General features: G+C 64.0%; 19 protein-coding genes. 8 read left to right on the top strand and 11 right to left on the bottom strand.

Annotated features, from left to right (window positions below):
- Positions 1-49 precede the first annotated feature (49 nt).
- The 6 genes from GRI48_RS01410 to tyrS form a co-directional block, all read right to left on the bottom strand.
- A complete protein-coding gene (locus GRI48_RS01410) occupies positions 50-745 on the bottom strand; it encodes a dienelactone hydrolase family protein (protein WP_160670339.1) in 696 nt (231 codons plus the stop codon).
- Positions 742-1,899: an FAD-dependent oxidoreductase gene (locus tag GRI48_RS01415; RefSeq protein ID WP_202389165.1), complete on the bottom strand. Its 1,158-nt coding sequence runs from the start codon at positions 1,897-1,899 to the stop codon at positions 742-744. The genes GRI48_RS01410 and GRI48_RS01415 overlap by 4 nt, the downstream gene beginning before the upstream one ends.
- Positions 1,899-2,816, bottom strand: coding sequence for a cysteine synthase A (cysK, locus tag GRI48_RS01420; RefSeq protein WP_160670342.1), 918 nt, complete (start codon positions 2,814-2,816; stop codon positions 1,899-1,901). Before cysK ends, GRI48_RS01415 begins: the two co-directional genes overlap by 1 nt.
- Positions 2,813-4,126: an MFS transporter gene (locus GRI48_RS01425; protein ID WP_160670345.1), complete on the bottom strand. Its 1,314-nt coding sequence runs from the start codon at positions 4,124-4,126 to the stop codon at positions 2,813-2,815. The genes cysK and GRI48_RS01425 overlap by 4 nt, the downstream gene beginning before the upstream one ends.
- A 68-nt stretch (positions 4,127-4,194) precedes the next feature.
- Positions 4,195-4,536 (bottom strand): PilZ domain-containing protein, encoded by a 342-nt coding sequence (locus GRI48_RS01430; protein ID WP_337190743.1) that lies wholly within the window; start codon positions 4,534-4,536, stop codon positions 4,195-4,197.
- Positions 4,537-4,650: 114 nt separating this feature from the next.
- Positions 4,651-5,859, bottom strand: a complete 1,209-nt coding sequence (gene tyrS, locus GRI48_RS01435) for a tyrosine--tRNA ligase (RefSeq protein WP_160670348.1) — start codon at positions 5,857-5,859, stop codon at positions 4,651-4,653.
- A gap of 101 nt (positions 5,860-5,960) precedes the next feature.
- Between tyrS and GRI48_RS01440 the strand changes: the two genes are divergently transcribed.
- The 4 genes from GRI48_RS01440 to GRI48_RS01455 all read left to right on the top strand — a co-directional run bounded on the left by GRI48_RS01440 (position 5,961) and on the right by GRI48_RS01455 (position 10,288).
- Positions 5,961-6,446, top strand: coding sequence for a DOMON-like domain-containing protein (locus GRI48_RS01440; protein ID WP_337190744.1), 486 nt, complete (start codon positions 5,961-5,963; stop codon positions 6,444-6,446).
- Positions 6,443-7,642: an exo-beta-N-acetylmuramidase NamZ family protein gene (locus GRI48_RS01445; protein WP_160670354.1), complete on the top strand. Its 1,200-nt coding sequence runs from the start codon at positions 6,443-6,445 to the stop codon at positions 7,640-7,642. Before GRI48_RS01440 ends, GRI48_RS01445 begins: the two co-directional genes overlap by 4 nt.
- 4 nt (positions 7,643-7,646) lie before the next feature.
- The gene (locus GRI48_RS01450) at positions 7,647-8,897 is read left to right on the top strand and encodes a M24 family metallopeptidase (protein WP_160670357.1); all 1,251 of its coding nucleotides are present in this window, start codon (positions 7,647-7,649) and stop codon (positions 8,895-8,897) included.
- A 101-nt stretch (positions 8,898-8,998) separates the two neighbouring features.
- Complete coding sequence (locus tag GRI48_RS01455) at positions 8,999-10,288, top strand: spinster family MFS transporter (RefSeq protein WP_160670360.1); 1,290 nt, start codon at positions 8,999-9,001, stop codon at positions 10,286-10,288.
- Here GRI48_RS01455 and GRI48_RS14475 read toward each other — a convergent pair.
- Both GRI48_RS14475 and GRI48_RS01465 read right to left on the bottom strand, forming a co-directional pair.
- Entirely contained in the window at positions 10,285-10,860 is a 576-nt protein-coding gene (locus GRI48_RS14475) for an immunity protein Imm33 domain-containing protein (RefSeq protein ID WP_160670363.1), read from the bottom strand. The two genes, GRI48_RS01455 and GRI48_RS14475, sit on opposite strands and share 4 nt — an antisense overlap.
- Before the next feature lie 76 nt (positions 10,861-10,936).
- Positions 10,937-12,121 (bottom strand): vWA domain-containing protein, encoded by a 1,185-nt coding sequence (locus GRI48_RS01465; protein ID WP_160670366.1) that lies wholly within the window; start codon positions 12,119-12,121, stop codon positions 10,937-10,939.
- Positions 12,122-12,251: 130 nt separating this feature from the next.
- On the opposite strand from GRI48_RS01465, the gene GRI48_RS01470 reads away from it, so the two are divergent.
- Positions 12,252-13,658: a methyl-accepting chemotaxis protein gene (locus GRI48_RS01470; RefSeq protein ID WP_160670369.1), complete on the top strand. Its 1,407-nt coding sequence runs from the start codon at positions 12,252-12,254 to the stop codon at positions 13,656-13,658.
- Between the two features lie 18 nt (positions 13,659-13,676).
- Here GRI48_RS01470 and GRI48_RS01475 read toward each other — a convergent pair whose 3' ends face one another.
- On the bottom strand, positions 13,677-14,522 hold the full coding sequence (locus GRI48_RS01475; RefSeq protein ID WP_160670372.1) for an AAA family ATPase: 846 nt from the start codon (positions 14,520-14,522) through the stop codon (positions 13,677-13,679).
- 128 nt (positions 14,523-14,650) lie between these two features.
- On the opposite strand from GRI48_RS01475, the gene GRI48_RS01480 reads away from it, so the two are divergent.
- Positions 14,651-15,832 (top strand): glycosyltransferase family 87 protein, encoded by a 1,182-nt coding sequence (locus tag GRI48_RS01480; protein ID WP_237451680.1) that lies wholly within the window; start codon positions 14,651-14,653, stop codon positions 15,830-15,832.
- A 3-nt stretch (positions 15,833-15,835) separates the two neighbouring features.
- Here GRI48_RS01480 and parE read toward each other — a convergent pair whose 3' ends face one another.
- Together parE and GRI48_RS01490 are read right to left on the bottom strand one after the other, a co-directional pair.
- A complete protein-coding gene (gene parE, locus GRI48_RS01485) occupies positions 15,836-17,842 on the bottom strand; it encodes a DNA topoisomerase IV subunit B (RefSeq protein WP_160670375.1) in 2,007 nt (668 codons plus the stop codon).
- A gap of 55 nt (positions 17,843-17,897) precedes the next feature.
- Positions 17,898-19,061, bottom strand: coding sequence for a penicillin-binding protein activator (locus tag GRI48_RS01490; RefSeq protein ID WP_160670378.1), 1,164 nt, complete (start codon positions 19,059-19,061; stop codon positions 17,898-17,900).
- A gap of 56 nt (positions 19,062-19,117) precedes the next feature.
- On the opposite strand from GRI48_RS01490, the gene rsmI reads away from it, so the two are divergent.
- Both rsmI and GRI48_RS01500 read left to right on the top strand, forming a co-directional pair.
- Complete coding sequence (gene rsmI, locus GRI48_RS01495) at positions 19,118-19,936, top strand: 16S rRNA (cytidine(1402)-2'-O)-methyltransferase (protein ID WP_160675216.1); 819 nt, start codon at positions 19,118-19,120, stop codon at positions 19,934-19,936.
- Positions 19,933-20,283: a YraN family protein gene (locus GRI48_RS01500; protein ID WP_160670381.1), complete on the top strand. Its 351-nt coding sequence runs from the start codon at positions 19,933-19,935 to the stop codon at positions 20,281-20,283. Before rsmI ends, GRI48_RS01500 begins: the two co-directional genes overlap by 4 nt.
- Positions 20,284-20,290: the final 7 nt, after the last annotated feature.

The raw sequence follows: 20,290 nt of genomic DNA on the forward strand, positions 1-20,290 counted from the left end.
ACGTCAGTATCTTGAGAGGCCTGGGCGGAAGCGTCCGGGCCTTTTCGATTCAGTCCAGTATCTCGTCGAATAACGAATGCATCGCCGCCCAGCTCTGACGGTCGGCGCTGGCGTCGTAGACGCTCGGTCCGCCCGAAGGTGGCGGGTTGGGATTGGTGAATCCGTGCGGCACTCCCGAGTAGCTATGGAAGTGCCAGTCAGCACCTGCCCGGTCCATCTCTTCCCAGAAGGCGAGGACCTGCTCGCGCGGAACGAGGCTGTCGGCATCGCCGTGGCAGACGAGGATCCGCGCCTTGACCGCACCGTTCTCTGCCTGTCTGCCCGTTTCCAGAAGCCCGTGAAAACTCGTCACGGCGAGAAGCTCGGCTCCGTCGCGTGCCAAGTCCAGCACCGCTTGTCCGCCCATGCAGAAGCCGATCGCGAGCATCGGAATATCGCCGGATAGTTCGCGCAGGGCATCGAGGCCCGATCGCAATCGCACAAGCCACGCGTCGACATCGTCGCGCAGTTCGTTCGCCCAGGCAAAGGCATGGGCGATGTTGCCCGGCTGTTTGCCGTAGAAGTCGCAGATCATCGCCAGATAGCCTGCATCGGCCAGTGACTGCGCTTTGGCCTCGACCGCAGGAGTCGGATTCATGATCGTCGGAAAGACCGCGACGGCGGCGCGCGGCGAGCCCGCGGGACGGTAGATCTGCCCGTCCAGATCTGTCTCGCCATCGCGATAGGTAATCGTTTCGCCCGTCATGCAAAAAGTCTCCGCAAACTCGACAGCGCCAGATTGGTCTCGTCCCAATCCACGCTTTCATTGTCGATGCCGTGACCCCAGTCGTCGTTGGGGCCGAGGTACTGGACGATCACGCCATCGGGCCGGGAAATGACGCTCATGGCATCGTAATACAGCGCGTAATGCGCTTCGGGTTGCGGGAGCAGCCAGTTGATCTGGCCACGCACCGGAACGAGGCTGTCATCGCCCCACATCGCCCTGGCGCCATATCCCATGCAATTGACGATCACCGCTTCCGGCAAGGCGAGCACCTCGGCCCGGTCGGCGAATTCCCGCCGCACCATGCGTCCGCCGCGAAGCAGGAACTGCCGGGCAAGCCGGTCCGTGTAGCGCGCCACGTTGAACGTCATCACCGGGCCGCTGCGCACATCCTCGTCGCCGAAAGGATTGTTCGTGCCGTCGAGCGTGGTCCAGCGCGGCCCGATTACGTCGAGTTGCCGGTCGAGAGCTAGATAGGACCGCGAGGGCCGGGTGCGCGGGTTCGACCCTCCGGGCAGATTATACTGCGTGACGTACTCGACCGGATCGTCCGCCAGGCCGACCATCTGCTGGTGTCGGGCATACGAGCGTTCTGCCCAGCCTTTCCAGCGTTCGACGAAAGCGGCATCGGTATTGTCGGCAAGGGCCACGCGGCTGCTCGGCGACCACACGCCGGTAGCGCGCGCAGAGCGTGTCTCTGCCGGAAAATCGTTCGCGTAAATGGTGACCCTTGTGCCGGATTCGACCAGTCGCAGTGCAGTCGTCAGACCGATCACCCCTGCGCCAATGACTGCAAATTCGTCTCCGCCGCCCGAGCGGGCAAGTGCGCTTGCCTCTTCGGCGCACCCCCAACTGAGCGACCAGCCCGATCCGCCGTGTCCGTAATTGTGGACGACCGTCTTCGCGCCGAACCTTTCCACCTCGAGCCGCGGGCCAGCAGCGCGGAATGGGCGCAGGCACACGGTCACCTTCATCAGGTGCTCGCGGTCGGCCAGTATCGGCGCAATCTTCGGGCGGGCGACCGGGACAATCGGCGCGAGCGCCGTGCTGCGCACGCATCCGGCCAGCGCGAGCGCGCCACCCGCGACCACGAAGTCGCGGCGGCTGAGGGATTGTGCGGCGGCCCGCGAGAGCATTATTCCGGCAGGAAGTCCGGCACCGACAGATACCGTTCGCCGGTGTCGTAGTTGAAACCCATGATCCGCGTTCCCGCGGCAAGGTCGGGCAGCTTCTTGGCGATCGCCGCCAGCGTTGCCCCGCTGGAAATGCCGACCAGAAGGCCTTCCTCGGCAGCCGAGCGACGGGCCATTTCCTTGGCGTCTTCCGGGTCGACCTGGATCGCCCCGTCGATCGACTGGGTGTGCAGGTTCTCCGGGATGAAGCCCGCGCCGATGCCCTGGATCGGATGGGGACCGGGTTGTCCGCCGGAAATGACCGGAGACAGCGAGGGTTCGACTGCATAGGCCTTCATGTCGGGCCAGGTCTTCTTCAGCTCTTCCGCGCAACCGGTCAGGTGGCCGCCGGTGCCGACGCCCGTAATCATGGCGTCGATCGGGCTGTCCGCGAAGTCCTTGAGGATTTCCTGTGCGGTGGTGCGCGCGTGGACCGCGACATTGGCCGGGTTCTCGAACTGCTGCGGCATCCAGGCGTTTTCCATCTGGTCGACGAGCTCCTGCGCGCGGGCGAGCGCGCCGTTCATGCCCTTTTCCTTGGGCGTCAGGTCGAAGCTCGCGCCATAGGCTAGCATCAGGCGACGCCGTTCGAGCGACATCGATTCGGGCATTACGAGGACGAGCTTGTAGCCCTTGACCGCCGCGACCATGGCAAGGCCGATGCCGGTATTGCCGCTGGTCGGTTCGACGATGGTGCCGCCCGGTTTCAGGTGGCCGTCACGCTCTGCGGCCTCGACCATCGCCAGGGCGATCCGGTCCTTGATCGAACCGCCTGGATTGACCCGCTCGCTCTTGATCCAGACCTCGTGGTCGGGAAACAGCCGCGACAGGCGGATGTGCGGGGTGTTGCCGATGGTTTCGAGAACGTTGGCGGCTTTCATGGGATATTCTCCTCGAGTGTCTGCTCCGGAGTCTCTTCGTCGAGGGACTCGGGCGGGTCGAATGTCTTGGTCGTGCGTAGCACGGGGAACAGCCGGCTCCATAGGCCGACCGTCAGGATGGCACCCGCGCCACCGGTGACGACTGCCGCGACCGGGCCGATCAGGAAGGCAAGCGTGCCGCTGAAGAAATCGCCGAATTCATTGGATGCGGAGATGGTCAGCAACGACACTGCGGAGACACGGCCGCGCTTTTCGTCCGGCGTATGCAGCTGGATCAGCGACTGGCGGATGTAAACGCTGAACATGTCGGCCGCGCCCACGATGAAAAGCATGGCGAGGCTGAGCGGCATCGAGGTCGAGACGCCGAAGACGATCGTCGCGAGGCCGAATACCGCCACCGACCAGAGCATCTTTGGGCCGACCTGGGTTTTCAGCGGACGGAAGCTGAAAAACAGTGCGGTCAGCGCCGCGCCCACCGCAGGGGCCATGGCCAGCTGGGCGAGCCCCGTTTCGCCGACTTCCAGAATGTCGCGTGCGTAGACCGGGAACAGGGCAGTCGCACCTGCGAGAAACACGGCGAACAGATCAAGTGTGATCGCGCCGAGCACCATCTTGTTCTGGACGACGTACTGAAGCCCATCGACCATCTGCCGGATCGGGTGCTCGTTCGCCGGTCTTGCCGGCTGCGGCACCTTGCCGATCATCGAAAGGCACAGGATCGCGATCACGAAGAGTCCCGACGCGGCGACGTAGGGCAGGGCAGGGACGATCGCGTGGAGATAGCCGCCGACCGCAGGCCCGACGATCATGCCGACCTGCCAGCTGATGCTCGACAGGGCGATGGCATTGGGCAGGATGGCCTTGGGTACCAGGTTCGGGGCAAGAGCCGACAGGGCCGGTCCGTTGAAGGCTCGCACCACGCCGAGCGCGATTGCGACACCGTAGATCCAGGGAATCGTGAGTTGCTGGGACCAGGTCAGCCACGCGAGCGTCGCGGCGCAGGCCAGCTGTACCAGGATCGTCAGCCGCGCGACATTGCGACGATCGAAATTGTCCGCGACCCATCCCGAAAAGGGGGTCAGCACGAACAGCGGCAGAAACTGCAGCAGCCCGATCAGCGCGAGTTGGCCGGAGGCTTCCCCCACGCTCATCCCGCCGTCGCGCGCGAGGTTGTACACCTGCCAGCCGATGATCAGCATCATCGCGTACTGCCCCAGCGTCATCGACAGGCGGGCGACCCAGTATGCGCGGAAGTTCGCGATCCGGAGCGGTGAAGTCTCTGCTGGCTGGGATAGGGTCTCGGCGCTCACCCGCACGCCATGGCAGGCAGCGTCACCACTGCCAAGCAATCAGTGCTTTACGGGTGCGATCCCGACTTTCAGCGGCTCTTGCGCAGCCGCGGGTTCGGCTGGATCTCGTCGATCATCGCCATGAAGTCGTCGACCCGGATGATCCGTTCGAACTGGAAGCCGGCACGTTCCTCGCGCTGCCAGATCACGTAGGCCTCGATCCGGCCGACTACGGGCAGTCGAATGAGGACCCGATCGCCGCGCGAAAGTTTGCCGGTCGCATCGTCGATCATGAAGCCGTGCGCCGAGATATTCGCGATATGCAACTGTATATCGCCCTGAGCGTGATGCTCGGCGATAACCGGGTAATGCACCGGATGACGCGCTGCGCGGCGCATATCGGTGACGCTCAGTTGTGCTCCGACACCCACGGTCGACGACTCCCTTTTTCTTTGACGGGGCCGTCCACCCCGTGTGCTGGGAGCCGTATATGCCCGGCAATGCCTGCTATTTGGTAAAGCGGCAGGTCACATTTGCGTAAGAGATCAGGGTGTCAGGATCGCGTGCCGCTTCTTGCCGAGGCTGAGGCGGCCCGCCGTCGCCAACGCCTGAATGTCGGCCACCGTCTCGCCGTCCAGCTTGACCGCGCCTTCGGCGATCTTGCGCTTGGCCTCGCCATTGGACTTGGTGAAGCCCAGCGCGGTGAGCGCCGCCATCACCGTCATCCCGTCCTCGATCTCGAGGCTCGGCAAGTCTTCGCCCGCACCGCCGGAGAAAGTCTCGGCAGCCGTCGTTGCGGCCTTGTCTGCCGCATCGCGTCCGCGGACCATCGCGGTGACCTCGTTGGCGAGGACCGTCTTCGCCTCGTTGATCTCCGCCCCTTCGAGGGCTTCAAGTCGCGCGATCTCTTCGAGCGGCAGATCGGTGAACAGGCGCAGGAAGCGGCCAACGTCGCGGTCGTCCGTGTTGCGCCAGTATTGCCAGAAATCGTAAGCCGGCAGCATGTCTTCGTTGAGCCAAATCGCCCCGTCGACGGACTTGCCCATCTTCGATCCATCGGCGCGGGTGATCAGCGGCGCGGTCACGCCGTAGAGTTCGGCCCCGTCCATCCTGCGCCCCAGTTCGATGCCGTTGACGATGTTGCCCCACTGGTCGCTGCCGCCCAGTTGCAGCCTCACTCCATGGTCACGCGACAGCTTCACGTAGTCGTAAGCCTGCATGATCATGTAGTTGAATTCGAGGAAGGTCAGAGGCTGTTCGCGGTCGAGCCGAAGTTTGACCGAATCGAAGGTCAGCATCCGGTTGATCGTGAAATGCGGGCCGACGTCGCGCAGCAGTTCGATGTAACCGAGCTTGCTCAGCCAATCGTCGTTGTTGATCAGCAGCGCCCCGGTTTCGCTGTCGTCGAAACGCAGGATCTTCTCGAAGCTGCCCTGGATCGAGGCGATGTTGCTGGCAAGCTTCTCGTCGGTCAGCATGGTGCGCGTCTCGTCCTTGCCCGACGGATCGCCGACCTTCGCCGTGCCGCCGCCGAGGATGACGATCGGGCGGTGGCCGGCCTGCTGCACACGCTTGAGCAGCATGATCGAGGCGAGATTGCCGACGTGGAGCGAAGCCGCGGTCGGATCGAATCCGACATACGCAGTGACCACTTCGTCGCAAGCCAGCTTGTCCAGCCCGGCCGCGTCGGTCACCTGATGGATGTGGCCGCGCTCTTCCAGCAGCCGCAGCAAATCTGATTCGTAGGTCGTCATCGGTCCTCTCGTGCGGGGGCCGCGCCTAGCATGGGGATACGTCGTTGCAAACGCACCAACTGACTTGCCACCCGGCAACGCCTCCGCTCGCGGTCCGCAGCGTGGAGGCCCGGGTACTCTCGATTACCGACAACTGGTTCCGCGTTCGCTGGCGTGTAGACGGCGTCGGAAAGCTGGTCATACCGTCCTTCGCCGGGAAGGGCCGCCAGGACGAATTGTGGAAGACCACCTGCTTTGAACTGTTCCTGCAGCCCAGGGGCGGCACGGCCTATTGCGAATTCAATCTGAGCCCATCGGAGCGGTGGGCGGCCTATGACTTCACCGGTTATCGCGAGGGAATGAGCGAGCGGGAGTTTCGCCGCGAACCCGATTGCACCATGCGTGTCGGCCAGGCGATCGCGATTTTCGACGCAGCACTCCCACGCGCGCAGGTCCCTGATGGCAAGTGCGCCGTCGGCCTTGCAGCGGTGATCGAGGAAGAAGGCGGGCACCTGAGCTACTGGGCGCTCGAGCATTCGGGCGACCGGCCCGATTTCCACGACGCGTCTTGCTTCACCGCCAAGGTTGGTGCACCCACGCCGGCATGAAATTCGGCATCGACCGGCTCCTCGCGGACGCCGACCTCATCAAGGAGCTCGGCGGACGCCGCGTAGCTCTCGTCGCCCACCCTGCCAGCGTTACGGAGGATCTGACGCACAGCCTCGATGCGCTGATCGCCGCCGGCATCAACGTGTCCAGCGCATTCGGCCCGCAGCACGGGCTGAAGGGTGACAAGCAGGACAACATGGTCGAGACCCAAGACGAGACCGATCCGCAATACGGGATCCCGGTCTTCTCGCTCTACGGGGAGGTGCGCCGCCCGTCCGGACAGATGATGTCGAGTGCCGACGTCTTCCTGTTCGACCTGCAGGACCTCGGCTGCCGGATCTACACCTTCGTCACCACGTTGCTGTACCTGCTGGAAGAGGCCGCCACTCACGGCAAGAGCGTATGGGTGCTCGACCGCCCGAACCCCGCCGGTCGCCCGATCGAGGGAACCTTGCTCGTCGCGGGTCAGGAAAGCTTCGTCGGTGCGGCCGAAATGCCCATGCGTCACGGCCTGACCATGGGCGAGATGGGACATTGGTTCATCCGCCGCTTCGGCCTCGACGTCGATTATCGGGTGATCGAGATGGATGGGTGGCAGCCCGATGGCGCGCCCGGTTTCGGCTGGCCGACCGATCGCATCTGGATCAACCCTTCGCCCAATGCGGCGAGTCTCAACATGGCGCGCGCATATGCCGGTACGGTCATGATCGAAGGGGCGAACGTCAGCGAGGGGAGGGGCACGACCCGCCCTCTCGAAGTGCTGTTCGGCGCGCCGGACATCGATGCGAAGGCGGTGCTGGCCGAAATGAAAAGCTTCGCGCCGCAGTGGCTCGCCGGTTGCGCTCTGCGCGAGGTGTGGTTCACGCCGACCTTCCACAAGCATGCGGGCGAGTTGTGCCACGGGCTGATGATCCACGCAGAGGGCAAGTTCTACGACCACCACGCCTTCAAACCGTGGCGTTTGCAGGCGCTCGCCTTCAAGGCGATCCGGCGCTTGTACCCGGACTACGACATCTGGCGCGACTTCGCTTACGAATACGAATTCGACCGCCTCGCGATCGATGTGATCAATGGCGGTCCAGCGCTGCGCGAATGGGTCGATGATCCCGGCAGGACGCCCGCGGACCTGGAAGCGGTCACCGCGCCCGACGAACAGGCCTGGCGCGAGCAGGTCGCCGACCTGCTGCTCTACTGACATCATGCTGCGCCGCAATTTCCTGAAGGCGAGCGGGCTGGGGCTGGCAGGTGTCGCACTGGCACCGCAACTTGCCCTGGCCTCCGCCGACGACGACGACCCCCCGAACCTGGCTGCCGATGCGATCCCGATCACGGTCGAGGAACGACAGGCCCGTGTTGCCAGGGCAGCCGCGCTGATGCGGGCGCACGAGATCGATGCCGTGCTGGTCGAAGCCGGATCAAGTCTCGTCTATTTCACCGGCGTCCAGTGGTGGCGCTCGGAGAGGCTGACAGCCGCGATCCTCACGCGCGAGGGCGAGATCGCGGTCGTCACCCCGTTCTTCGAGGAACCGTCGGTACGGGAAACGCTCGCATTGCCAGCCGAAGTCCTGACCTGGCACGAGGACGAGAGACCGACGCGACTGCTTGGTGCTTGGCTGGAGAAGCGCGGCCTTGCGAAGGGGCGCATCGGTATCGAGGAAACGGTCCGATTCTTCGCAGTCGACGGCCTGCGCCAGGCACTGCCCGATGCCTCGATCATCGATGGGTCGCCGGTCGTGCGGGGTTGCCGGATGGTCAAGTCACCGGCCGAGATCGCACTGATGCAGACTGCCAACGACGTAACTCTTGCAGCCTACCGCCATGTCGTCCCGAAGATCGAGAAAGGCATGAGCAATCGCGAAATCGGCGCCATGATCAATGCAGCGACGCGGCAATTGGGAGGAACGCCCGAATTCGCGCTGGTTCTGCTCGGCGAGGCGAGCGCCTATCCCCACGGCACCAATTCTCCGCAGGAAGTGCGCGACGGCGAAGTCGTCCTGATGGACGTGGGTTGCAACGTCCACGGCTACCAGTCGGACATCTCGCGTACCTTCGTACATGGTGGCGCCGACGTCCGGCAGCGCACGGTCTGGAAGCAGATGCGGCGCGCGCAGCAGGTCGCTTTCGATACGGCGGCGAACGGTCTGCCGGCGGGCGAGGTCGATGCGGCGATCCGGCGTTATCTGGAAGGGCTGGGCTACGGGCCACGCTACAAGCTGCCGGGTACTTCGCACCGCACCGGCCATGGCATCGGGCTCGACGGGCACGAGCCGGTCAATCTCGTCCTCGGCGAAACGGCGCCGCTCGCCCCCGGAATGTGCTTCTCGAACGAGCCGGGTATCTACCTGCCCGGCGAATTCGGCATCCGGCTCGAGGATTGCTTCCACATGACCACGGACGGGCCGCGCTGGTTCACCGAACCGCCGCGCACGATGGACGATATCCTCGCGTGAAACTCGGGCGGATATCCCTTCCGGGTTGACGAAAGACCATAACTGATTGAGGTTGCAAGCCAAGAAGCGGGCATACCCGCTCTTCTAGGAGAGAGCATTCCATGGCTACAGCCGCCCCGGTGACAACCGGCAAGCAATCCGTGCGCGTGACGCTCTGGATCCTGCTGATCGTCTACATCTTCAATTTCATCGATCGGCAGATCGTGAATATTCTGGCCGAACCGATCCGGATGGAGCTGGGACTGTCCGACACGCAGATCGGTCTGATGACCGGGCTCGCATTCGCTCTGTTCTATACCGTTCTCGGCTTGCCGATTGCGCGTTTTTCCGATCGCTCGACGACCAACAGGGCCTGGCTCATCGGCGGAGCGCTCGCCGTCTGGTCGACGATGACGGCGCTGTGCGGCCTGGCACAGAATTTCATTCAGCTGCTGCTCGCGCGCATCGGCGTCGGGGTCGGCGAGGCCGGTTGCACGCCGCCCGCCCATTCGCTGATCGCCGACATGGTGGAGCCGGCCAAGCGCTCTTCGGCGCTGGCATTCTACGCTCTCGGCATCCCGATCGGCACACTTCTCGGCATGCTGGTGGGCGGATTTCTGGCGGACACGGTGGGCTGGCGAAACGCTTTCCTGATCGTCGGCGTGCCGGGCGTGCTGCTGGCGGTTTTCGTGTTCATGCTGCTGAGGGATCCGCGGCGGACGGGCATGATGCAGGCGCAGTCTACTGGTGCGAGCCAGGAACAGATGCCGATGAAGGACGCGCTCCGTTCGATCTTCACGTCCAAGGCCTTCGTCCTGCTCGTGACTGCCGGGTCGGCGGCGGCCTTCCTCTCCTATGGCAAGACGACCTGGATCACGATCTTCTTCCAGCGCACGCATGGCCTGACGCCGGGCGAAACCGGCTTCTATTTCGGACTGGTCAACGGCGTGGCGGGCATCGCGGGCACCATGCTCGGGGGCTACCTGGCAGATCGGTTCGGGTCGAAGAACCGGCGTCACGTGCTGACGGCCCCGGCCATCGGCATGGTTATTTCGATCCCCTTTGCGCTGCTCGCCTTCATGACGGACAACTGGTCGCTCGCGCTCGTGCTGCTGATCATCCCGACACTGTGCAACTCGCTCTATTACGGCCCGACTTATTCGAGCATCCAGGGCCTCGTCCCGCTGCGCGCGAGGGCGATCGCCGCCGCCGTACTGCTGTTCTTCCAGAACCTGATCGGGCTCGGCTTCGGGCCGCTGTTCTTTGGGATGCTGTCCGATTTCCTCCAGCCGAGCTACGGCGAGGATAGCGTGCGCTACGTACTGTACGGTGCCACCTTCCTCGGCCTGGTGCCCGCGTTCTTCTTCTGGCGTACGTCGCTGAGGCTCAACGACGAACTGGACAAATACTAGTCGAGTTCCACGTAGTCCTGCGTTTGCGCGTCCCACTGGAACGCGGAGCCGACCGGGCTGTCGATCAGGTGTAGCCAGCGATCGTCGGCATTGAGGACCTTGCCGATCGCGATATAGAGCGGGGCGTCGTCGCGCTGTTGGTCTTCCGCTATCGCGGCATCCGTGCCGCGGATGCGCCAGCCGCTGTCTTCGTATTCATCGCCGTCGCGCCTCATATCGGGCTCTTCGCGATAGAGGTAGTCGGCATGGCTGCGTCCTTCGACAACGCACGCATCGACCATGCAGCGGTTCCAGAAATTGGGCCGGTTTGGCGTCTCCGGCCTCGGGTTGGCTTCGGAGAAAGCGGTGGAAATCACGTGGGTCAGCGGCACCGCCACGGGCATTCCGGCTTCGATCAGCGTCATGTCTGCCGGGTCATTGTCGAGAAGTCCGAAGACTATATCATTTTCGATCCTCTCGATTAGGACCCACAGTCGCTCTGCGGAATATTTCGTCCCGCCTTCGGTCTGTCGGAAGATCGCCTGAACGCCGTCGCCGGTCCTCAGTGCTGCCAGTTCGACATCGAACGGCACCTCGAAGGTATAGGGCGCACTCGCAGCGATCGGACGCGGATCGTCGAGGACGATGCCGGGCGGCAGGCCCGAGATATCAATGCCCCTGCTTGCGGCTCAGTTCGCGCATCGCATCGTCCAGACCGTCGATCGTGAGCGGATACATCCGGTCGTTAACGAGCTGCTTCATCACCTTGGTCGACTGCGAATAGCCCCATTGCTTCTCGGGCACGGGATTGATCCACACGGTTGCAGGATAGGTGTCGGTGACGCGCTTCATCCAAGTCGCGCCGGCTTCCTCGTTCATGTGCTCGACGCTGCCGCCCTGGTGGGTGATCTCGTAGGGGCTCATGGCCGCATCGCCGACGAACACGACCTTGTAGTCGTGACCGTATTTGTGGAGGATGTCCCAGGTTTTCGTCCGCTCCTGCCAGCGGCGCTTGTTGTCCTTCCACACGCCTTCGTAGAGGCAGTTGTGGAAGTAGAAGAACTCGAGGTTCTTGAACTCGCTGGTAGCGGCGCTGAACAACTCCTCGACCAGCTTGATGAACGGGTCCATCGACCCGCCGACGTCGAGAAACAGCAGCAGCTTCACGGCATTGCGGCGCTCGGCACGCATGTGGATGTCGAGCCAGCCCTGTTTGGCGGTGCCTTCGATCGTCGCATCGAGATCCAGCTGGTCTTGGGCGCCTTCGCGGGCAAAACGGCGCAACCGGCGCAGGGCCATCTTGATGTTGCGCGTGCCCAGTTCCTTGGTGTTGTCGAGGTTCTTGAACTCGCGCTTTTCCCAGACCTTGATCGCGCGCTTGTGCTTGCTTTCTCCGCCGATCCGCACGCCTTCCGGGTTGTAGCCCGAATTGCCGAAGGGCGAGGTGCCGCCCGTGCCGACCCACTTGTTGCCGCCCTGGTGACGCTTCTGCTGTTCCTCGAGCCGCTTCTTGAGCGTCTCCATGATCTCGTCCCAATCACCCAGCGACTTGATCTCTTCCATCTCTTCGGGGGTGAGGAATTTCTCGGCGACAGCTTTCAGCCACTCTTCCGGCACTTCGACCGGGTTCTGGCCGTAATCGGACAGGATACCCTTGAAGACGCGCTGGAAGACCTGGTCGAACCGGTCGAGCATCCCTTCGTCCTTCACGAAGGTCGCACGACTGAGGTAATAGAACGCCTCGGGCGTCTGCTCGATGACGTCCTTGTCGAGCGCCTCCAGCAGCGTGAGGTGTTCCTTGAAGCTGGCCTGGATACCGGCCGCGCGCAGCTCGTCCACGAAGTCGAAAAACATACCCGCTTCACTATCCCATCGCAGGGGCTCGCGCCAGCAGGCATTTTGCAGAGGTTCCGCAGAGCTACTTAACCGATCGCTAACCATCGCGGCCTATTCCCCTCGCGAACTTGGAAGGATCGTATTCACGATGGAACACTTCGCAATCCGGCCCGCGGATGGAGAAAATCAGGTTTCGCTGGATCTGATCACCGAGAGCTGCGGCAAGGTCACCGTCGGCTGTTCCGATGTCGCAGGAATCGTCCAGGCGGTCATCGATTCGACGGGACGCCTGCGCGCTGAACACGTCGAGCTCCAAGGCACTGTCGCCGAGCTCGAGACCGACCAGCGCAAGGTCGCCGAAGCGAGCGACGAGGCGCGGCTGCTGTCGGAACGGGCAATCGCCAGGCTGGGGGAGGGCACCGAGCTCATCCACAGCTCGCTCGGCCAGATCACTCAGCTCCTGGAACTCGTCGATACGTTGACCACGCACGTCACCGGCTTTGCCGCCGCGATGGAACAGGTGCGCCGGTCGAGCCAGGAAATCGATGCGATTGCGGAAACGACCAACATTCTTGCGCTCAACGCCACGATCGAGGCGATGCGGGCAGGCGATGCCGGGCGCACCTTTGCCGTGGTCGCCAACGAGGTGAAGAGCCTCGCCAACGAGACGCGCCGCGCTACCGACGAAATCGCCAAGACCGTCGACAATCTCGGCGAACAGGCCAGCCAGGTGATCGGCCGGATCGAGGCGGGTGCCAAGGCGAGCGGTCAGGCGAAGGCTTCTGTCGCCAGCATCGAGACGACGCTGATGGGCGTGTCCGACTTGGTCGAGGAAGTCGACAAGCAGAACGACCAGATCGCACGATCGACCAATACGATCAGCGATCACGTCATCCGTGTACAGGACGTCCTGGCAGGCTTCCAACATGCCGCGATCCAGAACGAGGGCAAACTCTCCAACGCGCAGGAGCGGATGGAAGATCTCGAGATGACCGCGAGCGAGATGTTCGACCGGTTCGTCAAGGCCGGCCTGTCGCCTGAAGACAGCCTGCTCGTCGAGACGGCCCAGGGTGTCGCGCGCGAAATTGCCCAGGTTACCAGTTCGGCAATCGCATCGGGCGATTTGTCGACCTCGCAGCTTTTCGACGAGGATTACGTGATCATCGAAGGCAGCAACCCGCCCCGGTACCGGACAAGGCTGATGGACTGGGCCCATGAGAACTGGCGTCCGATCTACGATCGGATCGAGGCGAGCGACCCGCGTATCCGCGCGGCAGCCTGCACCGACATGCACGGCTATCTGCCGACGCATCTGTCAAAGCATTCGAAGCCGCCGACCGGCAACCTTGCCTACGATACGCAGAACTGCCGGAACGGCCGTCGCATATTCGATCCGATCGACCGCAAGGCCAAGCAGAGCCAGGCACCCTACATGATGGCGGTCTATCGCCAGGAAGGCGACGGAACGACCTACCAGGTCGTCCGCAACGTCTACGTGCCGCTGGTCATCGATGGCCGCCGCTGGGGCGACCTCGAGCTGGCCTACGTGCTCTAGGCTAAAGGCTTGGGCGAATCAGGTCTGGCGGCGCGCCATGAAGGCGAGCCGCTCGAACAGCATGACATCCTGCTCGTTCTTGAGCAGCGCGCCGTGAAGCGGCGGGATCGCGCTGTTGGGATTGCTGTCCTGCAGGACTTCCAGCGGCATGTCCTCGTTCAGCAGCAGCTTGAGCCAGTCGAGCAGTTCGCTAGTCGAGGGCTTCTTCTTGAGGCCGGGGACGTCGCGCAGCTCGTAGAAGATGTCCATCGCCTTCGTGACGAGCACCTTCTGGATGTCGGGGAAGTGGACGTCGATGATGTCCTGCATCGTCTCCCGGTCGGGGAACTTGATGTAGTGGAAGAAGCACCGGCGCAGGAAGGCGTCGGGCAGTTCCTTTTCGTTGTTCGAGGTGATGACGACGATCGGGCGTTCCTTCGCAGTGATCGTCTCGTGCGTTTCGTAGACGTCGAACGACATGCGATCGAGTTCCTGCAGCAGGTCGTTCGGGAACTCGATGTCCGCCTTGTCGATCTCGTCGATCAGTAGGACCGGAAGCTGTTCGGAGGTGAAGGCCTCCCACAGCTTGCCTTTCTTGATGTAATTCGAGATGTCGTGGACGCGCTCGTCGCCGAGCTGGCCGTCGCGCAGGCGGGCAACCGCGTCATATTCGTAGAGGCCCTGCTGCGCCTTCGTGGTCGACTTGATGTTCCACTCGATCAGCGGCGCGTCGATCGCCTTGGCGATCTCGTGCGCCAGCACCGTCTTGCCCGTGCCCGGCTCGCCCTTGACGAGCAGGGGCCGGCGCAGGGTAACCGCAGCATTCACGGCGACCTTCAGATCGTCGGTCGCGATGTAGGATTTGGTGCCTTCGAAACGCTGCATGGGGACTCCTCGTTCTCAAAACTTGGCGAGCGGGTTAGGTTGTGCAACGCAACGTTTCAAGGCGAATCGCGGTTGCGGTATGGTCGAAATTGCGAGGGGCAGGGGGCTGATCGGGTGAAGCGGTGCATATGATCATTCTTGGCGACCTGCGAACTGCCAGCCGGCTAGATGCCCGTTCGGCCCGTGTTTTCGCGTGGATGTTCGCCGGATTGGCAGTGCTTTCGCTCGCCGTCCTGATCGCCACTGCGCATGGCGGGATCGACGCATTCGGCCACCTGCTCGGCAGCGATTTCCTGAGTTTCTGGTCTGCCGGGCGGTTGCTGGTAGCCGGAGGATCGCCCTACGATGCCGCGGCGCACCTCGAGACGATGAAAGCCTTTGCGCCCGACCTGCCGGGCTATCCCGCCTACTGGTATCCGCCGCTGTTCCTGGTCCTCTGCTGGCCGTTCGGCCTGTTCGCGTATTTTCCGGCGCTGGTCGCCTGGATGGCGCTGAGCGGGGCGGCCTATTTTGCGGCATTGCGCCTGTGGGCCAAGGGACTGGGGCTTAACGCGCCGGTCTGGCTCTGGTTCGTGGCCTTTCCGCCGGTCGTGACGACCATCACCCACGGCCAGACCAGCTTCCTCGTCGCCGCGCTGCTCGGCGCGAGCCTGTTCCTGGTCCGCCGCCGCCCGTTACTGGCAGGCCTGTTGCTGGGCCTCGCGACCTTCAAACCGCAATTCGGATTGCTGATCCCCTTCGCCCTGCTGCTGACCGGTAATGTCCGCGTCGGCCTGATGGCCGTGGTCAGCATGTCGGTGCTGATAACGATCGCCACGCTGGCCTTCGGCCCGCAAGTTTGGACCGACTGGTACGCGCTGACGACTACCGCCAACGCCGCGATGGAGCAGGGCGCGGTCGGGTATGGCAAGATGGTGAGCCCGTTCGCCGGCCTGATGCTAATGGGCGCGCCGGAAATGCTGGCTTACGGCGTGCAGGTGGCGATCAGCCTGTCGCTGGCGGCACTCGTCGCCATGGCCAGCTGGAAGCGCGACTGGACCGACTGGCACGCCGCACTGGTCCTTGCAGGGGCACCGCTGGCGACACCTTTCGTTCTGGATTACGACCTCGTGATCCTGGCATTTCCGCTGATCTACCTCGCCGCCACGGGGTACCGCGACTGGGAGAAATCGGTGAGTGTGCTGGTCTTCGTGGCCACGCTCGTTGCCCGCCCGATCGCTTTGAACATCGGTGTGCCGATCATGCCGGTCGCCATCGCGCTGCTGTTCTGGGTGCTCTGGCGGCGACGGGGCGCCGCGCCCGACAGCTGATTCTCAGGCGTCGATCATGTCGCGGTCGATCTCGCCCGCACGATTCTGGATGAAGTTGAACCGGTGTTCGGGGTTGCGGCCCATGAGCCGGTCGACCAGTTCTTTTACCGCGTGGCGCTGCTCGTTTTCCTGCGGCAATGTGATCCGGATCAGGCTGCGCGTTTCCAGGCTCATGGTCGTCTCCCGCAGCTGCTGAGGGTTCATTTCGCCGAGGCCCTTGAAGCGGCTGACCTCTACCTTCTTGCCCTTGAACACCGTCTCTTCCAGCTCGCGTCGATGCTCCTCGTCGCGGGCATAGGCGCTCTCCTTGCCGGCGGTCAGCTTGTAGAGCGGGGGCTGTGCCAGGTAGAGATAGCCGCCGCGCACCAGGTCGGGCATCTCCTGGAAGAAGAACGTCATCAGAAGCGTGGCGATATGCGCGCCGTCCACGTCGGCGTCGGTCATGATGACCACCCGGTCGTAGCGCAGGTTTTCCGGATCGCAGTCCTTGCGCGTACCGCAGCCGAGCGCAAGCGCCAGGTCGGCGACTTCCGAATTGGCGCGGATCTTGTCGGCACTGGCCGAGGCGACATTGAGGATCTTGCCGCGGATCGGCAGGATCGCCTGCGTCTTGCGGTCGCGGGCCTGCTTTGCGCTGCCGCCGGCCGAATCGCCCTCGACGATGAAGATCTCCGTCTCGGCATCCGTCTCGCCCGAGCAATCGGTAAGCTTGCCCGGCAGCCGCAGCTTCTTGGCATTGGTCGCGGTCTTGCGCTTGACCTCGCGCTCGGCCTTGCGTTTCAGCCGCTCGTCCATGCGCTCCATGACCGCGCCGAGCAGCGCGCGCCCCCGGTCCATGTTCTGCGTGAGGAACAGGTCGAAATGGTCGCGCACGGCGTTCTCGACGAGCCGCGCCGCCTCGGGCGAGGTCAGGCGGTCCTTGGTCTGGCTCTGGAACTGCGGGTCGCGGATGAAGACGCTGAGCATCACCTCGGCTCCGCCCATTACGTCGTCGGCAGAGATGTCTTTCGCCTTCTTGGTGCTGGTCAGTTCGCCGAAGGCACGCAGCCCCTTGGTCAGGGCGGCGCGCAGGCCCTGTTCGTGCGTTCCGCCGTCGGGCGTCGGAACGGTGTTGCAGTACCAGCTGGTCGAGCCGTCCGACCACAGCGGCCAGGCGATCGCCCATTCGACACGCCCCTGCTGCTCGCCCTTGTCGTTGGCCGGAAAATCCTGCGAGCCGGCGAAGGGATCGCTCGTCACGCATTCGCGCGTGCCGACCTGTTCCGCCAGATGATCGGCCAGGCCGCCCGGGAACCTGAAGGTCGCTTCCGTCGGGACATCGTCGCCGGCCAGCGCGGGATCGCATTTCCAGCGGATCTCTACGCCGGCAAAGAGGTAGGCTTTCGAGCGGGCCAGCTTGAACAACCGCTTGGCCTTGAACACCCGGTCGCCGAAGATCTCCGGGTCGGGAACGAAGGTGACGGTCGTGCCCCGCCGGTTCGCAGTGGTGCCCAGTTCCTGGAGCTTGCCTTTGGGCTGGCCCTGCGAGAATTCCTGCGCGTACAGCTGCTTGTCACGCGCGACTTCCACGCGTGTTTCGATGCTCAACGCGTTGACCACCGACACTCCGACCCCGTGCAGCCCGCCGCTAGTAGCGTAGGCCTTTCCGGAGAACTTGCCACCGGAGTGGAGCGTGGTGAGGATGACCTCGAGCGTGGATTTTCCCGGGAATTTGGGATGTTCGCCAACCGGAATGCCGCGCCCGTTGTCGCTGATCGACAGACGTCCCGCGGTCCCGTCCGGCCCCTTCGTCAGTGCCACTTCGATACGGTTGGCGTAGCCGGCGACCGCTTCGTCCATCGAGTTGTCGAGCACTTCGGCCGCGAGGTGATGGAGCGCGCGGTCGTCCGTGCCGCCGATATACATGCCGGGCCGGCGCCGGACGGGTTCGAGCCCTTCCAGCACCTCGATCGAGGAAGCATCGTAATCGCCGCCAGCAGCTGGCGGATTTTCGAACAGATCGTCGGACATGCGCCCGGCTATATCCTACGCGACTCCGCCTGCAAGCTGGGCCGCGAGGTTATCGTCAGTCGCTGAACTTCGCGGGAGCGCCGTCGACGACGACCACTTCGCCTGCACGGACCTGCCGGACCTCCATCGATCGTTCGACCACTCCGCTGCGCTGGAACCGGAACGGACCGTCGAGACCGAGGAATCCTCCGCTGTCGCGGAGCTTGGCAACGGGGAACACGCGGCCGACCTTCCAGTCGCGTGCCACGTTGAGTACGAGGAGCACGGCGTCGTAGCCGAGCGTCGAAATCCGGTAGGGCTGGCTGCCGAAGCGCGACTTGTAGCTGTCGTTGAAGCGGCGGTAGCGTCCGTCGGAGACGGCGGAGAACAGGGCTCCGCGCAAGGACGTCGAGCTCGCGACCGAGCTTTCGCCCGACCACAGTTCCGTTCCGAGCAGTTGGGTCGCAGCGCCACCGGCCTTGAGTTCCGCTGCGCCAGTGGCCGCGAGCCGCGCACCGTCGGGAATGAGCACGGTGTCGTAGCCGCCCTTTGCTTTCAGCCGCTGAGCCGCGCTCATGATCGAGGTGTTGCCGCGATCGTAGCGTTCGATCGCCGCGATCGATCCGCCGGCGGCGCGTACGCTGGCCGTGAGCGAGGCTTCCGCACGCCGGCCGTATTCGCCATCGGGAATGATCGCGGCAAAGGCGTTGGAACCGCGCGAACGGGCGTATCGAACCGTGCGGTCGATCGATTGTTCGGGAATCTGGCCCATCACGAAGACGTCGGCGCCGGCGACCGAGGTGTCATTGGAAAAGGAGATGAGCGGGACGTTGGCCGGCCGTGCTTCGGCCAGCACCGCACCCACGTTGTTGCCGAGCAGCGGGCCGAGGATGACCTTGTTGCCGTCCGCAACGGCCTGCTTGGCAGCGGCGCGCGCGCCGCTCGCCGTGTCGTAGGTAGTGATGCGCAGGTTGTCGGCGTTCGTATCGAGCAGCGCCATCGTCGTCGCATTCGAGATCGATTGCCCGACCGCGGCGTTCGAGCCCGAGAGCGGGACCAGCAGCGCGATCCGGTGGCGCGTTTCGTCGGTCGGAAGCGATGTCGAACTGGGTTCGGGCGTCGGAGTGGTTACCGGGCCGGTCGTCGGCTCGGCACCTTTGGGAATGACCGAACACCCGGCCATCAGGGCCGAAGCCCCCGCGAGGATCAGCATGCGCCGATCGATCCTGAAACGCTTCATCCTTGCCGCTCCCCGTGCAAATCGTCATTGGTGCGCGCGTGCAACACGAGCCCCTCATGCCCGGCCTCTACATCGTGGCAACGCCGATTGGCAATCTCGGCGACATCACTATGCGGGCAGCCGACATTCTGGCGCGATGCGATGGTGTCGCCTGCGAGGATACGCGCGTCACGGGCAAGCTGATGAAGCATCTCAAGCTGTCCAAGCCATTGTGGCGATACGACGATCATTCGGGCGAGCGCGACCGGGCGAGGCTGGTCGAATCGATGCGCGAGAAAGCCGTGGCGCTGGTCAGCGATGCCGGCACGCCGCTCGTTTCGGACCCGGGATATCGCCTGGTGCGCGATTGCCGTGAAGCCGGTATCGCGGTGACCAGCCTGCCGGGACCGTGTGCCGCCGTCGTCGGTCTGACGCTGTCGGGCTTGCCCAATGATCGCTTCCTGTTCGCCGGTTTCCTGCCGAACAAGGACAAGGCGCGCCGCGAGACGCTCGAAGAGCTTGCAGCGGTCGAGGCCACGCTGGTATTCTACGAAACCGGGCCGCGCCTGACCAAGAGCCTCGATGCGATCGCCAACGCGCTGCCCGGGCGCGAGGTTTCGGTCGCCCGCGAACTGACCAAGCTGCACGAGGAATGCCGCACCGCTTCGCCCGAGGAACTGGCCGAGCATTACACGGCGCACCCGCCCAAGGGAGAAATCGTGCTGCTGGTCGCGCCTCCTGTCGAGGAGCAAGTCAATGCCGAGGACGCGGATGCCCTGCTGATAGAGGCGCTTGCCACGATGAAGGCGTCCCAGGCCGCAGGGCAGGTCGCCAGGGAAACCGGGCTCGACCGCAAGCTGCTTTATGCCCGCGCGCTGGAATTGCGCGGCAGGTGAAGCGCCAGCAAGCCGAGCAGAGGGGCAGGGCGGGCGAAGCGCGCGCGGCGCTCTGGCTGCAGGCACGAGGCTGGCGCATTCTCGACCGGCGCCGCAAGACACCGCTCGGTGAGATCGACCTCGTCGCAAGGCGTGGCAGGATCGTTGCCTTCATAGAGGTGAAGTGGCGCAAGAGCGCTGCCGAACTCGACCACGCGATCGACCAATACCGCCTGCAGCGGGTTGCCGCCGCTGTCGAAGCGGTCGCCCACGAATACGCACGAGATGGTGAAGACATCCGTGTCGACGTGATCCTCCTTGCACCCAGGAGCCTGCCGCGCCACATCGTCAACGCCTGGCAGCCTTAGGGAGACA

Origin of the sequence: Qipengyuania oceanensis (assembly GCF_009827535.1) — a bacterium.
Classification (GTDB): domain Bacteria; phylum Pseudomonadota; class Alphaproteobacteria; order Sphingomonadales; family Sphingomonadaceae; genus Qipengyuania_C; species Qipengyuania_C oceanensis.

Excerpts from the sequence above, each read along its gene's own strand:
- GRI48_RS01480 (WP_237451680.1), top strand. The coding sequence starts at position 14,651 with ATGATCATTCTTGGCGACCTGCGAACTGCCAGCCGGCTAGATGCCCGT.
- GRI48_RS01445 (WP_160670354.1), top strand. The coding sequence starts at position 6,443 with ATGAAATTCGGCATCGACCGGCTCCTCGCGGACGCCGACCTCATCAAG.
- GRI48_RS01490 (WP_160670378.1), bottom strand. The coding sequence starts at position 19,061 with ATGAAGCGTTTCAGGATCGATCGGCGCATGCTGATCCTCGCGGGGGCT.
- GRI48_RS01470 (WP_160670369.1), top strand. The coding sequence starts at position 12,252 with ATGGAACACTTCGCAATCCGGCCCGCGGATGGAGAAAATCAGGTTTCG.
- GRI48_RS01415 (WP_202389165.1), bottom strand. The coding sequence starts at position 1,899 with ATGCTCTCGCGGGCCGCCGCACAATCCCTCAGCCGCCGCGACTTCGTG.
- cysK (WP_160670342.1), bottom strand. The coding sequence starts at position 2,816 with ATGAAAGCCGCCAACGTTCTCGAAACCATCGGCAACACCCCGCACATC.
- GRI48_RS01450 (WP_160670357.1), top strand. The coding sequence starts at position 7,647 with ATGCTGCGCCGCAATTTCCTGAAGGCGAGCGGGCTGGGGCTGGCAGGT.
- GRI48_RS01465 (WP_160670366.1), bottom strand. The coding sequence starts at position 12,121 with ATGTTTTTCGACTTCGTGGACGAGCTGCGCGCGGCCGGTATCCAGGCC.
- parE (WP_160670375.1), bottom strand. The coding sequence starts at position 17,842 with ATGTCCGACGATCTGTTCGAAAATCCGCCAGCTGCTGGCGGCGATTAC.
- GRI48_RS01410 (WP_160670339.1), bottom strand. The coding sequence starts at position 745 with ATGACGGGCGAAACGATTACCTATCGCGATGGCGAGACAGATCTGGAC.
- rsmI (WP_160675216.1), top strand. The coding sequence starts at position 19,118 with ATGCCCGGCCTCTACATCGTGGCAACGCCGATTGGCAATCTCGGCGAC.
- GRI48_RS01475 (WP_160670372.1), bottom strand. The coding sequence starts at position 14,522 with ATGCAGCGTTTCGAAGGCACCAAATCCTACATCGCGACCGACGATCTG.
- tyrS (WP_160670348.1), bottom strand. The coding sequence starts at position 5,859 with ATGACGACCTACGAATCAGATTTGCTGCGGCTGCTGGAAGAGCGCGGC.
- GRI48_RS01455 (WP_160670360.1), top strand. The coding sequence starts at position 8,999 with ATGGCTACAGCCGCCCCGGTGACAACCGGCAAGCAATCCGTGCGCGTG.